This is a genomic window from Brevibacillus sp. TJ4, assembly GCF_044627595.2.
Taxonomy (GTDB): domain Bacteria; phylum Bacillota; class Bacilli; order Brevibacillales; family Brevibacillaceae; genus Brevibacillus.
The window spans coordinates 794,685-809,072 of sequence record NZ_CP185865.1 but is presented as its reverse complement, the minus strand read 5'-3'; the positions used below and the strand labels follow the sequence as shown (position 1 = coordinate 809,072).

General features: G+C 53.0%; 14 protein-coding genes. 2 read left to right on the top strand and 12 right to left on the bottom strand.

All coding sequences use genetic code 11. The annotated features are described in order from the left end of the window. Nucleotides 1-8: 8 nt before the first annotated feature. The 7 genes from ACAF76_RS03730 to ACAF76_RS03700 all read right to left on the bottom strand — a co-directional run bounded on the left by ACAF76_RS03730 (nt 9) and on the right by ACAF76_RS03700 (nt 8,149). A complete protein-coding gene (locus ACAF76_RS03730) occupies nt 9-2,255 on the bottom strand; it encodes a cellulose biosynthesis cyclic di-GMP-binding regulatory protein BcsB (RefSeq protein WP_421617487.1) in 2,247 nt (748 codons plus the stop codon). Between the two features lie 12 nt (nt 2,256-2,267). After that, nucleotides 2,268-3,551, bottom strand: coding sequence for a glycosyltransferase family 2 protein (locus ACAF76_RS03725; protein WP_421617486.1), 1,284 nt, complete (start codon nt 3,549-3,551; stop codon nt 2,268-2,270). Beyond that, nucleotides 3,544-5,277 carry a DUF2334 domain-containing protein gene (locus ACAF76_RS03720; protein ID WP_421617485.1) on the bottom strand — a complete coding sequence of 578 codons (1,734 nt, stop codon included), beginning with the start codon at nt 5,275-5,277 and terminating at the stop codon, nt 3,544-3,546. The genes ACAF76_RS03725 and ACAF76_RS03720 overlap by 8 nt, the downstream gene beginning before the upstream one ends. Further along, nucleotides 5,243-6,094, bottom strand: a complete 852-nt coding sequence (locus ACAF76_RS03715; protein ID WP_421617484.1) for a GGDEF domain-containing protein — start codon at nt 6,092-6,094, stop codon at nt 5,243-5,245. The genes ACAF76_RS03720 and ACAF76_RS03715 overlap by 35 nt, the downstream gene beginning before the upstream one ends. Continuing rightward, nucleotides 6,078-7,202, bottom strand: coding sequence for a glycosyl hydrolase family 8 (locus ACAF76_RS03710; RefSeq protein WP_421617483.1), 1,125 nt, complete (start codon nt 7,200-7,202; stop codon nt 6,078-6,080). Before ACAF76_RS03710 ends, ACAF76_RS03715 begins: the two co-directional genes overlap by 17 nt. Nucleotides 7,203-7,419: 217 nt before the next feature. Further along, nucleotides 7,420-7,779 (bottom strand): iron-sulfur cluster insertion protein ErpA, encoded by a 360-nt coding sequence (erpA, locus tag ACAF76_RS03705; protein WP_421617482.1) that lies wholly within the window; start codon nt 7,777-7,779, stop codon nt 7,420-7,422. 148 nt (nt 7,780-7,927) lie between these two features. Then, complete coding sequence (locus tag ACAF76_RS03700; protein ID WP_421617481.1) at nt 7,928-8,149, bottom strand: Spo0E family sporulation regulatory protein-aspartic acid phosphatase; 222 nt, start codon at nt 8,147-8,149, stop codon at nt 7,928-7,930. 255 nt (nt 8,150-8,404) lie between these two features. On the opposite strand from ACAF76_RS03700, the gene mqnE reads away from it, so the two are divergent. Continuing rightward, on the top strand, nt 8,405-9,508 hold the full coding sequence (gene mqnE / locus ACAF76_RS03695) for an aminofutalosine synthase MqnE (protein WP_421617480.1): 1,104 nt from the start codon (nt 8,405-8,407) through the stop codon (nt 9,506-9,508). A gap of 61 nt (nt 9,509-9,569) precedes the next feature. Here mqnE and ACAF76_RS03690 read toward each other — a convergent pair whose 3' ends face one another. Then, nucleotides 9,570-9,824 (bottom strand): DUF1450 domain-containing protein, encoded by a 255-nt coding sequence (locus ACAF76_RS03690; protein ID WP_421617479.1) that lies wholly within the window; start codon nt 9,822-9,824, stop codon nt 9,570-9,572. 175 nt (nt 9,825-9,999) lie between these two features. Between ACAF76_RS03690 and ACAF76_RS03685 the strand changes: the two genes are divergently transcribed. Continuing rightward, complete coding sequence (locus tag ACAF76_RS03685) at nt 10,000-11,067, top strand: NAD(P)/FAD-dependent oxidoreductase (protein WP_421617478.1); 1,068 nt, start codon at nt 10,000-10,002, stop codon at nt 11,065-11,067. Between the two features lie 43 nt (nt 11,068-11,110). Here the strand turns inward: ACAF76_RS03685 and ACAF76_RS03680 are convergent, their stop codons facing one another. From ACAF76_RS03680 to ACAF76_RS03665, 4 genes are all read right to left on the bottom strand, one after another. Continuing rightward, a complete protein-coding gene (locus ACAF76_RS03680) occupies nt 11,111-12,208 on the bottom strand; it encodes a threonine aldolase family protein (protein ID WP_421617477.1) in 1,098 nt (365 codons plus the stop codon). Nucleotides 12,209-12,374: 166 nt separating this feature from the next. Beyond that, nucleotides 12,375-12,716, bottom strand: a complete 342-nt coding sequence (locus ACAF76_RS03675) for a hypothetical protein (RefSeq protein WP_421617476.1) — start codon at nt 12,714-12,716, stop codon at nt 12,375-12,377. Nucleotides 12,717-12,885: 169 nt separating this feature from the next. Beyond that, nucleotides 12,886-13,215 (bottom strand): YuzD family protein, encoded by a 330-nt coding sequence (locus ACAF76_RS03670; protein WP_421617475.1) that lies wholly within the window; start codon nt 13,213-13,215, stop codon nt 12,886-12,888. Nucleotides 13,216-13,254: 39 nt separating this feature from the next. Further along, nucleotides 13,255-14,388: a bifunctional cystathionine gamma-lyase/homocysteine desulfhydrase gene (locus ACAF76_RS03665; RefSeq protein ID WP_421617473.1), complete on the bottom strand. Its 1,134-nt coding sequence runs from the start codon at nt 14,386-14,388 to the stop codon at nt 13,255-13,257.

Genomic DNA, 14,388 nt, shown 5'->3' with positions numbered 1-14,388 from the left:
TCGCGGTCTCATTGCTGACGGTCTTTTTCCCGCCTGCGCCACAGTTTGACTACCACGAACAGCATGGCAAAAAATTGAACACTGATCAGAATCCAGATCCACATCGGAATCGGCTTGGCCTCCTCCGGCTGATCGCCAGGCTTTTCCGCCGTGCTGGACACGGCAACCGCCTGTGGTTCCTCGTTGGCATCGGGGAAGAAAACTTCCTCCGATTTGCTCATCACCGCGATTTGGGCGGCGATGTAATGCTGTTTAAGCGAGCTGAGCAAACGCGGATGCACCATCTGCCCGTTTGCCGCTACCTGTTCGTCAGTCGCCTGGAAGACAGCCAGCGCGTATTCTTCGTTCCAGACGGAAGGCTGCACCCACGCAGCGTAGTCCGCCATTTCCGCGATCACGCTGTAGTTCAAAAAGCGTCCAGGACCGCTGTTTTCCGTAAGCAACAAGCGATCCTTGGCAGCCTGCAGGGACGGGTACTGGCTCAGGTCGCCCAGGACGATGATGTTATGGTCCTTGAGCGTTTCCTCTGCCTTGGCATCCAGCGGCTCCTGCACCACAGCAAAGCTGCTTTCGTTTTGCGTCATGGTTACCAGCTCGCTTGCGACCATCGACAACTGCGTCAGGAATTTCCCGTCGACATTTTGCGGCACGAGAAACGCTGTCCGGTTGATTCCCTGGTCGTTGACAAAAGGTGCGGGCCAGTATTTGAAGGACGCGTCTTTGGATACCTCGTACGGCATCTCCAGACCGCTTTCCTTGTCGATAAAGATCCAGCGACCGTCGTTTCGTTCCTTGAAGCATGCGCCGCTCACTTCGCTGATGTTGGCCGCGATGTTGATGCGGATTGCGTTGCCATTGTCTCCACCCGGCATCATGTTCGGCTCCAGCGGAATTCGCAGGTTGTACGAATCCGAGTCGCTCCCCAGTTGCTTTAGTTCGTCCAGGGAGATCGTTTTCGGGATGTCGTTGATCGTAAGCGTCAGTCCCTGTGCCGTATGGCGGCTGGCTTTTTTGCTCGTTTTATTGTCTTCCACCAGCAGTAACGGGGAGACTTTCAGTTTCAGATTCAGCCAGCTATCGCCCGTCATTTTCCAATACGATGGAACGGTAATGAAGAGGTTGGCGGCATGGTTGTTCACGTCGTTCAACAGCAGATCGGCGTACCCGGCTGAAGCAAAGGTAAGGCTGCGCGACCCAGGATTGGAAACCTCCCTTTTCGGCGTTTCCGCGATCACTGCCTGGGTTCCCGTCAGTTGGCCGGTCAGGGTGGAATCTGTGAGAACATGCAGCTTTTCTGCGATCACCTGCTCTGCCTCTGCGGTGACGAGCAACAATTGCCTGTCTGCAGCCTGTCCGTCTGCCACGGCATAATATTGCAGCAGCAACTCCTCGCCCGCCGCTTTGCGCGGAACAGAGTCGACCGCCTGCTTGACCGATCCGGTCCACGAATCTGTGCTGCCCAGTGCAATCGCATGCGGAATCGTACTTCCTGCCGTCCATTCCGACTCCGTCAAGATCGGCACGTGTCTTTTGCCATTCGTCTGCATCGACAGATGGGTAGCCAGCTCCAGAGCGGAAGCGATCAGCCCCGCCGAGGCGGAGTCGGGCAGTACGATTGCCCCGTACACTTCATCCAAAGCTCCCTGCTCCACAAACGGATGCGGGAATTCTTTCAACGGATTGCCGGTCGACCAGACAGCCTGCGTGTCGAGAAAAACGGAGGTTGTCGGTTCGATGCGCACCCAGTTGGCAGGATTGTATTCGTCCGTACAAAGATCATCCGAGACGAGGCTGTGTTTCCATACTGTCACCTTGTGATAGCCGGGCGTCAGATGGCTCGATCCGAGAGGAATTTGCAGTTGTCTTGTTTGTCCGTCCAAAAACACGCTTTTCAACGGCATGTCATCAATCATAACTGTCAATGTCGACTGTGTCGGAATGAGCAGCTCCGACTGTGTCCAGACCAGTTCGAGGTAATTGTTTGCCCCCAAATCCGCCTTCGGTACCAAATAGTAGAAGTCATGTGCCTGCTCTACCTTCGGCATGTGCAATGGGTCATCCAGGAAGCGAATTACATGGCCTGGCGTCGCATGGGATACGTTGGACGCCTGCTTGCCCGAAAGACTCTCCTGCAACGGTGTCAGGCTTAGCACACGCTGGCTGGCTGCCGTTTCGGCATAGGCGCTCCCTGCAATCGGCCCGGTCACGAGCGCTGCTGTGACCAGCAAACTGACCATTTTATTCGATTTGTGCATACTTCCAAACTCCTATCTATTTTCTTTAATCGCGCCTTGTCCCCGCTTTGTGGAAAAGCGCTCTGTCTTGTACCATCTGCTTTCCTGGCGCAGCAGCACCCGCTTCGCCTCCAGGAACAGCGCGTAGATGACGAGCAGAATCCACATCTGCGAATACGTAAAATACATGAACAGGACGACGAGAAAGTTCTTGTAATTGAATTCCGTTTTTTCAATGCTGAGTGCGATCATCACTTCTGTGACGTACAACAGGTACGCCAGAATCCACAGCAGAATCGCCACCGCCCCCACTGTCAACTTCAGGTCGACAAACAGATTGGTGACAAACAGCAGGTCAGAGACAATCACACCCATAAAAAACAGGAAGTACGTAAAGAAGAAATAGACGAGGTCAAACATGATGCTCTTCTTTTTCAGCGAAAACAGCCGCCACATGTACTTGAGCACGACATACTGGTTGCCGCGCGCCCAGCGTGTGCGCTGCTTCCACCACACTCGCCACTGCTCGGGTTCCTGTTCCCAGGTGATCGCAGCCGGGAAGAAACGAATCATGTAGCCGGCGTTGTAGACGCGGATCGTCAATTCCGTATCTTCTGCCAACGCTTTTTCGTCCCACCCTTCCAGCTCATCGATCAGCGAGCGGCGGATCGCAAAGTTGGTGCCGGGAATCGTCGTAATGCCGAACCAGTTGAACCGCCCTGCCTGGGCCATCCACTGAAAACAAATCGTCTCGATGTTGATAAACCGGGTGAGCAGGTTGCGGTTCGCGTTGATGACACGAAATTTCCCCACTACAGCGCCTGCCTTGGGATCGTTTTGCAGAGCCAGCACGAGGTAGTAGACCGCTTTTCGCTCCGGCGTATTGTCCGCATCGTACACGGCGATGACCTCGCCTGTCGCTTGCTTCAGCCCCTGATTCAAGGCGCCCGATTTGCCTTTCCCGGCGTTCGGGGGACGGGTATGTACCACTTTGACAAACGGATACCGTCTCGCAAAACTGTCGCCAATCTCTCCCGTGCGGTCAGAGGAGTTGTCGTTGATCAGGACGATCTCCAGCTTGTCTTTTGGATAATCGAGGCGGACCATCGCTTTCAGCGTCCGTTCGATCACGACTTCTTCGTTGTGTGCCGGGATCAGGATGCTTACCTTTGGCAGCGGCTGCCTGTTTCGTTCCCACTCCGCGATCCGTCGCGGGTAGCGCAAGTAGTGGAAGTAGCCGCCCTGCATCAAAAACATATGGTAGAGCAGCATCAGCCAGATGACGGCCAAAGACAGATAAAATAGTTGATTAGCCACCCGTTCCTCTCTCCTCGAACAACTGTTTTCGCAATTCCATGCGAATCCGCACGGTATAGACGATAAAAGCTGCCACCGCCAGCGATACGATGGCCACAATCACCCACAGGACTATCCCGATCAGGCGATCTGAGCCAAACTCGCTTCGTTCACACGGCTTTTCATAACAACTGACCGCAGTAAACTTCTCCCGCTCGGTATACGCCATATTTTTCAGGTCAATCCACTTGAGGTTGGGGACCGTCTGCACCAGGGCGATCATTTCCTGCAGATGCTCCAAGCCGAGATACGGATGGTAGAACATGCCGATCATCGCATCACGCACGAACATGACGTCATGCAGCCCCTCTTTCATATTGTGCAGGGGCGCCACAGAAGCAGGGTCGTAAAAGCCGATCGTTTCCGGCAACAGGGTCATGCCGTGCAAAAAGGATGGACGCGAGATGTACGGAGCGGACAGCATGTTCATCCAGGTGTTGTCCCCCATTTGTACCTGACCGACCAGAAAGGGGAAGTATTCCGCGGTCGTCCGATACCCTTCCTGGCTCATGTTGTAGTGCGGAGGCTCAAAAGCGACCGGATACAGTCCAAGGCTCGTCAATTCCCGTATGCCGCTCTCCAATCGCGTCTTTGTGTACATGTGGTCGAATTGCCGCAGTTCTTCCCGATAGGCGTCATAGTCCGCCTGGGAGGCAAACTCATGCCGGCGTTTGATCACAATCTGCTCGTCCGGCTCGCCGGCGATCGGGATGTCGTTCTCTACGTCCCAAAACTCGAAGCCCTCTCCCGTCTCAGAGCTTCTGTACTGATGCGTATACCCGTGCAAAATGATGCTCGCGCCTTTTTCCTGCAGCTCTTTTAGCACCGCGACCAGCTCCGGAACGTCCTCGAGGTGGACTTGCTTGCCAGTCTCCGGATTCGTGTACACCGGAATCAGCGCGATCATAAACGGGATGTTGCGCTCAGCCAAATAGTCCCCTGCCTGTTTGACCAGATCCGGGTCGGAGTACGGATGGACGTCTTCAAGGCGGATGTAGGCGAGATGCTCGGCAGCGTGCTGCTCGCGGAAAAACGCATGAAGCCCTTCCGCCAATAAATAGAGCGAACGGTAATCCAGCTTTTTCAAAGCAAAAATGGCGCTGTCGTCCTTCATCAGCATGACCGGAAAGGCGTACTCCCCTCTCCAGCCCTGGAGGATCGTTTCTGCACCACTCCAGGCGATTTCTGCAATCGGGTAGTTGTATTGGAGCAAGTAAAAAGACGAATCTGCCGGCTTGGACACCTTGTTGATCGTACCTGTCTGCGGCTTTGCATCCAGCGGGAAGCGGCGGGGAAACTGTTCGATGTTTTCTCCGATGACAAGCATCGGTCCGGCGAATCCGGACAGGATGCGCAAGCTCTCTTCCGGGAGTTGCCGCTTCACCTCTCCGTAGTAAATCAGGTGGGTGATAGTTTTCATATCCACGCTCGTCAATCGATCATCGCTTGTAAATACAATGTCATCAGCGAAATGTCCGAGTGCGACATCCAGCGTGCGCACTGTTTCGGTAATGTCCCCATTGGCGTTGGAAAACACGACCAGCAGTTTTCGCTCCCCGGCTTCTGCTGACCCGCTGTGCGCTTTTCCTGCTGTCACAGGCCACGCAAGAGGAACGAGCACAAGCCCGCACAGTACAATCAGCCGCACAATCTTACTGAACATAATGCTCCAGGTCGCTCTGGGCATGTTGAATCATCTCCGTAAAATCCAATAGTTCCGCCTGGTAATGGGCTACGCCAAACGCAAGCGTCACGGTGATATCCCTCTTCTGGTTGGACAACTGGTGATGCTTGAGCATGCCCTCCACTTTGCGGATCACATCCGCCGTGTTTTCCTCTTCCGTATGCGTCAGGATGACGGCGAACGTGTCATCGGCAATCCGGAATTTGCGGTCCGTAATCCGCAGTTTGTCCCATAATATGGAGGACAGTGAGCGTAGCAAGTGATTTTTTTCCTTCACACCGTACAGTTGTTCGAATTTATCCAAGTATTTCACCTTGATCAAAAGGAGGGAAAACGGCGAATTCGTCCGCTGCGTCCGTTTGAATTCTTCTTCCAGATGCAACTGAAAGCGATTTTGGTTGTCAAACTTCGTCACCTCGTCGATCGTGACCAGGGACTGAAACTTCTCCTTCAACTCCCGGTTTTCCGCGAGAACGCCCGCCATCCATTTGGAAAACGTCCCGCTTATCAGCGCCGCAGCAGGAAACACGACCATCCACAGGACAATCTCCCACAAGCTCATTTCATTCGTGGCTGATACAAACTCCTGCCAGATGAGAAGCGTACCGAACAGGAACAAGACGACCAGGCTGAGCGCCAGACTGGCCAGGGAGCCGTAAATCAGTCCGCTGGCTGCGATCAGCAGGGTGCAGCCCAGCAATACGAGCTCGACTACAGGGATGCTCGGGAAATCTGCCGCATAGAAGACCAGCAACATGGCAAACAGAAGCAGAAGTCCCTGATAGAGAAGAAAAGTTCGCTTTTTATCGTAAAAGCCCACGATTAAACATCTTCCTTTCCGCCAACAAAGGGATCAGGTTGTCAAAAATATGGGTGTCGCCCGCATATGTGTACCCCCCGAAGTACTCGCCTTCCGGGTTCAACACTTGATGACGGATCATGCGATAGTACAGGTCTTTCGCAAACTCTCCATCATTCAGTTCAATGGCAGCCAAGATCGCCAGGCCGTAAACCGCTGGCGATTCGAATTCGACGGCTGGCTCTTTCGAATTCATCTTGTAGCGCCCGTACAAGTATCCTCTTTGCTCGAATTCCGCCTTCAGAAACGCCCAAATTTCCGGCGAAGGCTCCTGGATTTGCGCACGATGGTAGACGATGTACAACTGGTCGATGATGTTGATTTCATCGTGATACAAGTAAGTCTGCGCCTGAACATCGTAGGAAAATGGAAAAAAACCGTTGCGTGCGGGAAGGTTCCGCAAAAACTGGACGGTTTTCGCATAGAGGTCGTCGCTAAGTTCTCCGTGTTTGTACATGTCACTCATCGCAGAAGCCTTCAGATAGGACAAGGTAATGACAGGACTCGTCCAATCGGCGCGCATGTCGTAAAAATCGGTGAAAGCATCATCGATGACCTGTTTTTCTACGATGCTTCGCGCAATCTGGTTGGCCAAATCCCGGTATTCCGTCGACTGCCAGGCGTCATATGCCTTGTACAACGCTTCGGCAATGCGCAAATCGTCAATCAGCGCATTGGTGTTCACAGGTTTCGGACTAATCTTCCAGTATATCCACCCTCCGATCGCGAATTTGTCTTGCAATACCGCAACAGCTGCATCGAACAACTGTTTGTCGCCTTTTTCTACGGCATACAACATCCATAGGCCGATGGATTCAGATAATGCCTCGTCGCCCTGCGCCACGTTCGGGTCGCCGGTTTGATGCGGCTGCAAATTTGTCTTGAGCGTGCCGTCATCGTTTATCATATGGGTACGAATAAATTCCTCCCCGGGCAGAATTCTGCTCGTCACCGGCAAAGAAACAGACTCTGCTTTTTTGGAGTCAAATGGAAACAGCTCCGAAAAAAGCACCACCCCCGCAAGTAAACATATAGCTACGATGTAAACACCGACTGTGCGCGAATTCATTAGTTGCCTCCCCTAGTCCATAAGCCCTAGAACATTACGCCTATTATACAACTTCAAACTATACAGATACTATACTGGCGTCCGGGCCTGGAGGCTTGTCCCGGATGATGCAAAGCCCAACAAAAAAACCTCTCTGGCTGCTGTGTAATCACTACACATGCCAGAGAGGTCCTATTGCCACTTTTCTACAATTATTTCATTGCCGCGACGCGACGTATCAATCGTCGCACTTCTCTTCTTTCCCCTCGGCCAGCGCCGTCTTGAACGACGAACCGCAGCCGCAGGACGCGATCGCGTTCGGGTTGTGGATGGAGAAGCCGCCGCCCATCATCGAATCCTTGTAGTCGATTTCTGTTCCGTTGATGTATAGATAGCTGTCCTTGTCGACAACGATTTTGACACCGTTTTGATAGAAGGTTTGATCGCCTTCCTGCATGTTTTGATCCCAGCCGATTCCGTAGGTGAAACCGCTGCAACCGCCCGGACGCACACCTACCCGCAAGAAGATGTCGGGGTTGTTCTCCGCTTCAAGCATTTCCTTTACCTTCAGGCTCGCTTTTTCTGTCAATGTAATCATCGTTGTTCCCTCCTTTTCCAAAAGTCACCTGGAGCAACTCATTCCTCATTACCAGTATACAAAAGAAACATCCTCTCCCACAAGGTTCCCCTGCACTTCTGGGCGCCATGCAGCCGGTGGAAAAAAGCAAAAAGAGAGGTTTCCCTCTCTATGCAAAGAATGCCTTGTTTTCCAACAGGTAAAAACGGTAAGGCTTCTGATTCGGTTCTACCGTAGATCGATCGTAATCCATCTCGTTCAGTTCGTTGTGAAGTTGGTCGATTTGAATGCTATATTCCAGGACTTTGGGGTGATCCAACCCGGACTCTAGTGCGAGCTTCACCATCCGCTGTCGAAGGAGTTCGATATTCTCGAGTAAAACGTCCCGCATTTTGAAGCTCCTCCTAATGTAAAATCGGGATTTCATACCTATATTTTACAAGAGTACAAGTGGTTTCGCAAACAAAATTTCCCACTATTCTTGGAGAATCAGCAACTTTTGACGGGAATTGTAAGTTTTTTACAAGTCGACTGCTGGTGAAGTTATGATATTGTTCCCCTGCTGGAAGAGGTTTATAATTAGAGATGGCCTTTTGCTGACGTATGCTACATACTTTCCATGGATCCTTTGAAAGGAAGTGACGAAATGGCACTTGACACCATTGCCATTCAAGACAAATCGCTTGCCCCTATCGCTGAGAAAGTGTTTAACGGAGAGCGCCTGACTCTGGAGGACGGCGTTACCCTGTTTAACTCCAACGATCTTTTGACGATTGGCCAGCTTGCCAATTTTGTAAATCAAAAGAAAAATGGCGACAATGTGTACTTTTTGCAAAATCTGTATATCAATCCTACGAACGTATGCGAGGCGCATTGCAAGTTCTGTGGATTCCGCCGCGACGAGGGAGAAGAAGGCGCCTACACCATGAACACGGAAGAATTGCTTCATTATGTAGAGACGCGTTACCACCCGGGGATCCGCGAGTTCCACATCGTGGGCGGACACAACCAGCATATGCCGTTCGAGTATTATGTAGAAAATTTGCGGACGCTGAAAAAAGCGTATCCGAACGTGACGCTGAAGGCGTACACCGGTGCGGAGATCGAGTTCTTCTCCCGCATTTCCGGACTGTCCATCCGCGAAGTCATCCAGGAGCTGATGAAAGCCGGTCTGGAGAGCCTGACGGGCGGCGGCGCGGAAATTTTGACCGAGCGCTACCGCATGAAAATGAGCCCGGAAAAAGCCAGCACGGACATGTACCTGGAAGTGCATCGCACGGCTCACGAGCTGGGCTTGAAAACCCATACCACGATGCTCTACGGCTCGATCGAGACGCTGGAGGAGCGCGTGATTCACATGCTCCGCCTGCGTGAACTGCAAGACGAGACCAACGGCTTCATGGTCTTCATCCCGCTCGCCGTACAGCCGATCAAGCCGACAGCCGGGATCAAGCGCCGCAATTCCGCGATCGACGACCTGAAAACGATGGCGATCAGCCGCCTGATGCTCGACAACTTCCAGCACATCAAGGCGTACTTCATCAACATCGGCACGCAGTTGACACAGCTTTCCCTGACCATGGGAATCTCCGACGCGCACGGCACGCTTATCGAAGAGCGCATCAGCCACTCCGCAGGTGCGTTGACCCAGCAAGCGCTCACTGTCGACGAGCTGGTCTGGCTCATCAAGGGAGCAGGCAAGCGCGCACTGGAACGGGATACGTTCTATAATGTAATCAAAGAGCACTAAGCAAACAAAGAAAAAAGCTGGTTCCCGTTGAAAAACCAACAGGTTCCAGCTTTTTTCCTTTTTAGAAAAGATCGTCGAGTTCTTCTTCTTCCTTTATTACTTGCTTGATCTTGTCCAACAATTCGTCGGCAGTGGCGGCCTGTACCAGCTTTCCGTTTACCAGGGCGTACGGCTCCATGTAACACTCTCCGCAATAGCCGAGACATCCGTACTCCAGCACGTCCAGGTCCAGCTCAGGGTCGTTTTCCAATGCATCGACGACTTTTTGTGTATAGGAAGCGACATTACTCGCACAAAACTCGATCAACGGCTTCATGTATGCTCACCTTCCAGTTGCCCTGACATCCTTGCGCCCCTTTATTGTACCTCGTACGCAGCAAAAATCCAGATACGAATATGGGAAAAAGATTGTGCTTGCAATTTTGGCGAAAGAGAACTAAAAATAGAATGGGTGCTGTAAAAAACGGACAGAAGAAAGGACTAGACTTTCTATGAAACGACTTGTGATCCTTGGCGGAGGATACGGTGGTCTTCGCATTATTGAACGCGTCCTGTCCCCGGATTTGCCAGATGATGTAATGCTGACACTTGTAGACCGGATGCCGTTTCATGGCTTGAAGACGGAGTACTACGCGCTGGCTGCAGGGACACAGCCGGAATCCCATCTGCGTGTTCCTTTCCCCAGTGATCCTCGTTTGACTGTGAAGTATGGAGAAGTCGTCGGTGTCGATTTGGACGAGCAGCTCGTCAAATTTGCCAACGGGGACAACCTTTCCTATGACTGGCTGGTAATTGGCCTCGGCTGTGAGGACCGTTACCATGGTATTCCTGGAGCCGATCAGTTCACCTGTTCAATCCAGAGTATGAGCTCCACACGCAAGACGTATTCAGCGATCAACTGTCTCGACCCCTACTCCAGCGTCTCCATTATCGGCGGTGGATTGAGTGGCGTAGAGATGGCTGCAGAGCTGCGTGAGAGCCGCCCTGACTTGAATGTGCGGATTGTGGACCGCGGCCCCAGCATTTTGAGCCCGTTCCCGAAAAAACTGCAAGAATACGCGTCACAGTGGTTTATCGAACACGATGTACAGCTCGTCTCCATGGCAAGCGTGACGCGAGTCGAAGAAGGTGTCGTGTACAACCACGATCAACCGCTGGAGAGCGATGTCATCGTCTGGACGGCCGGAATCCAGGCCAACCGGATTGTACGGGATCTGCCGATTGAGACAGACAACATCGGACGTGCCAAGCTGAACGCCTACCACCAGCTCCCCTCCCACACCAACGTCTACATCGTCGGTGACTGCGCCAGCACGGAAATCGCTCCCAGCGCGCAGACCGCAGAGCTGCAGGGAGAGCAGGTCGCACAGATGCTGAAAATCGACATCAAAGGTGAAGAGTATCCCCCGTCTCTGCCTCCGCTCAAGCATAAGGGCTTCCTCGGATCGCTGGGCAAAAAAGAGGGATTCGCCAGCATGGGGAAAGTCTCGCTGGTCGGACAGATGGCGCGTGTCATCAAAAGCGGACAGCTCTGGCTGTACAAAAAGCATATGGGCTAGAACAAGCGAACCTATTTGGCGGTGGTCAGGTAGGTTTTCTTTTTTATTCCATAAATTCCTTCATTTTCCTGTCCAATACTGCAAAGGCTTGTCTGCCTATTTCTTTTGGAATACGCGGGTAGCAATCGCCGACGCTCACTTCGAAGTAGCAGGCGTCTTCTCCTGCTGCATACAGCCCATGCGTGAAGCCTACGCCGGTTTCCTCATACAGCGATAGCAGCAGTTGCGCCAGCTTTTCCCTGTTCAGCGAAACATGGACGTGAAACATATTGGATACGGGAACGAGCGGTTTTGTCGTAATCCCGTGGCATCGATTATACAATGCAGCAAGCTCTTTGGCATCTTCGTAATACGCTGGAAAGTTTTCCTTTCTTTTTTGAAAGTAGTAAGCCGCGCTGAGAATGTACGGATACAGGCTGATCAGATCACCGCCATGCCGTCTTTTCCAGATGACAGACTCCTCTGCAAATAATTTGTCGCCTGCCAAAATCGCGCCGGCGATTCCGCCCACGCCTTTGTAAAAGGAGACGTACACGCTGTCGAACAACTGGCATATCTGTGCAGCCGTTTTTTGATAGTATGGCAAAACCTCAAACAGTCTTGCTCCGTCCAGATGGAGCCTGATTCCCTTCTTGCGGCAGTAGGCAGAAATCGCCTCCAATTCCTCGTACTCCGGCAACTGCCCGCCAATCTCGCGCTGTGGCAGCTCCAAGAGCAGGCAGGCGACTTCCTCCTGCATGTTCACCACGTCTTCCAGCCGGATGACCCGTTCCTTGTCAGCGAGCAGGACGGGCTGGATTCCGTGCAGCTCCTTGAGCCCGTCTTCTTCATGGATCTCCAGATGGCACAGAGGGTGGTAGGCGACGCGCTTGATGGATGCCTTGTCGCACCAGATGCGCATGGCAATTTGTTGCGCCATCGTGCCGCTGGGGAAAAACACTGCTGCTTCCTTCCCCAGATGCGCTGCCATCTCGCTTTGAAATTGTTCGATAACCGCTCCTGTACCGTACATGTCGCTGGCCAGATCGCCATCCATCCCCTGCAGCACTTCTTGCAACACGTGCAGATTGCGCTTGCCGTGGCCGAGCATCGGGTAAGTCGTGCGGTAATACGCTTCCGCCAGCTTCTTTTTTACATCCATTCTGGTTGCCCCCTCATGTCCTGTACTAGCTCTGCTTTGTCTACTACGACTATACACCGGAAGCGGCTTGCCTGACAGAAAAAATTGCCGTTGCGCGCCACCATCGCCGCCATGGCTTGTACCAAAACAAAGCCGCCCCGGACAAGAGGCGGCAATGCACGACCTGCTATGACTTTTTTACGCGCAGTACGGGGATTTTGCGCAGCTCATACGTCCCGGACAACAGCGGCTCCGCGATTACATTCAGCTTCACCAGGCTGGCTATTTTTCCGCCGTCGGCCCGCGACATCAGCCGCCACAGCGAAGGATCGGGCAACGCATTATACAGCCTGTCATCGTGGTAGTCGCGCCGCTCCTGGTAGCTGATCGACAAGCGGTATTCCCCTTCCTGCGCTTGTCCCGCTTCGGCATACGCGTCCAAAAGCCGGGCTCGCAGTGCCTCCAATTCTTCTTCTACCTGTTTTTGCAGTTCTTTTAATTCGTAGTATCGGGCTACTAGCTGCTCCATAGACTCGCCCCCCTCACATTCGTCACCGCCATGATATGTAGGAGAGAAGAACGATAGAACATCTTGTTCTCCGGCATTGGCTACCAGTCTACTCGGCAAATGTATACAAAAAAAGCCGTCCCTCACTCGAAACGAGTTTTTGGGACAGCTCTTCTGCGATACAGTTTTCTTATTTTCCGGCTTGCTCCATTGGTGCCAAGCCCATTTGCTCCAGCTTGGCGCAAATATCTTTCAGCTTGGGATTGCCTTCGCCGACAATTTCCCCGGAAATTACGACAAGCGGATACCACAAATCTTCCTCGATAATACGTGTAGCCCAGCTTCTCTCTTCTTCTGTCTGCGGTTGCTGAAAATCGCTGTAGATGATGCGAATATGCTCGCTTCCGTACTTGCGAGACAGTGCGGCTTGCAGCCACTCAGCCGTTTCCTTGGCAGAAGGCAGATTGACGCAGCTGGCGCACAACTGCTCCGTACCGTACACCTTTACTTCGACACTCATTAGCAATCAACACCTGCCTTTGCGACTACGCGCATCGTATTAGGAGAGTGCCTGCTCCAAATCCTCGATCAGGTCCTGTACATCCTCGATTCCTACCGAAATCCGAACCAAACCGTCGGTAATGCCCAGCTCGGCACGGCGCTCAGCCGGGATCGAAGCATGTGTCATCCGCGCCGGTACGCTGATCAGGCTTTCGACTGCACCCAGCGACTCCGCCAGCGTGAAGTATTTGACTTTTGCCAGCACCTCGTCGGCACGTGCAGCGCTGCCTACGTCAAAGGAGATCATGCCGCCAAAGCCGCGCGCCTGTTTTTTGATCAGTTCGTGTCCGGAGTGGTTTTCCAGACCAGGGTAGATGACGCGTTTGATATCGCTGCGCTCCGACAGCCATTTCGCCAATGCGCGCGCATTTTGCTCATGCTCTTCCATGCGCAGCCCCAGCGTTTTCATCCCGCGCAGCAGCAGCCAGGAATCTTGCGGACCGAGAATACCGCCGATGGCGTTTTGCAGAAAATGGAGTTCTTCTCCAACTTTTTCATCTTTTGCCACGACTACCCCAGCCACTACATCACTGTGGCCACCGAGGTATTTGGTCGCGCTGTGGAACACGATATCGGCGCCCAGGTCGAGCGGATTTTGCCAGTAAGGCGTCATAAAGGTGTTGTCCACGATGAGCTGCACGCCGTTTTCCTTGGCAATGTCGGCAAGCGCGCGAATGTCGCTTACTTTCAGCAGCGGGTTGGTTGGCGTTTCCATAATGATCGCCTTTGTTTCCGGGCGAATTGCTGCTTTGACCGCAGCCAGATCGCTCGTATCCACATAGGTCGGCTCCAGCCCGAGGCGGGAGAAGACACGGGTAATGACGCGGTAGGTTCCGCCGTACACATCGTCACCGACAACCAGGTGATCGCCTTTGTTGAATTGGGACAAAATGGTAGACAATGCTGCCATTCCGGAGCCAAACGCCAGCCCGCGCGCTCCGCCTTCCAGCTCGGCGATGTACGTCTCCAGCGCATGGCGCGTCGGGTTGCCTGTGCGGGAGTATTCGAAGCCCTTGTGGACGCCGATCGCCTCCTGTTTGTAGGTGCTCACTTGATAAATCGGAACGGACACTGCGCCCGTATGTGGATCTCCCTCGATTCCGCCGTGAATCAATCGTGTTTTCAGTCTCAT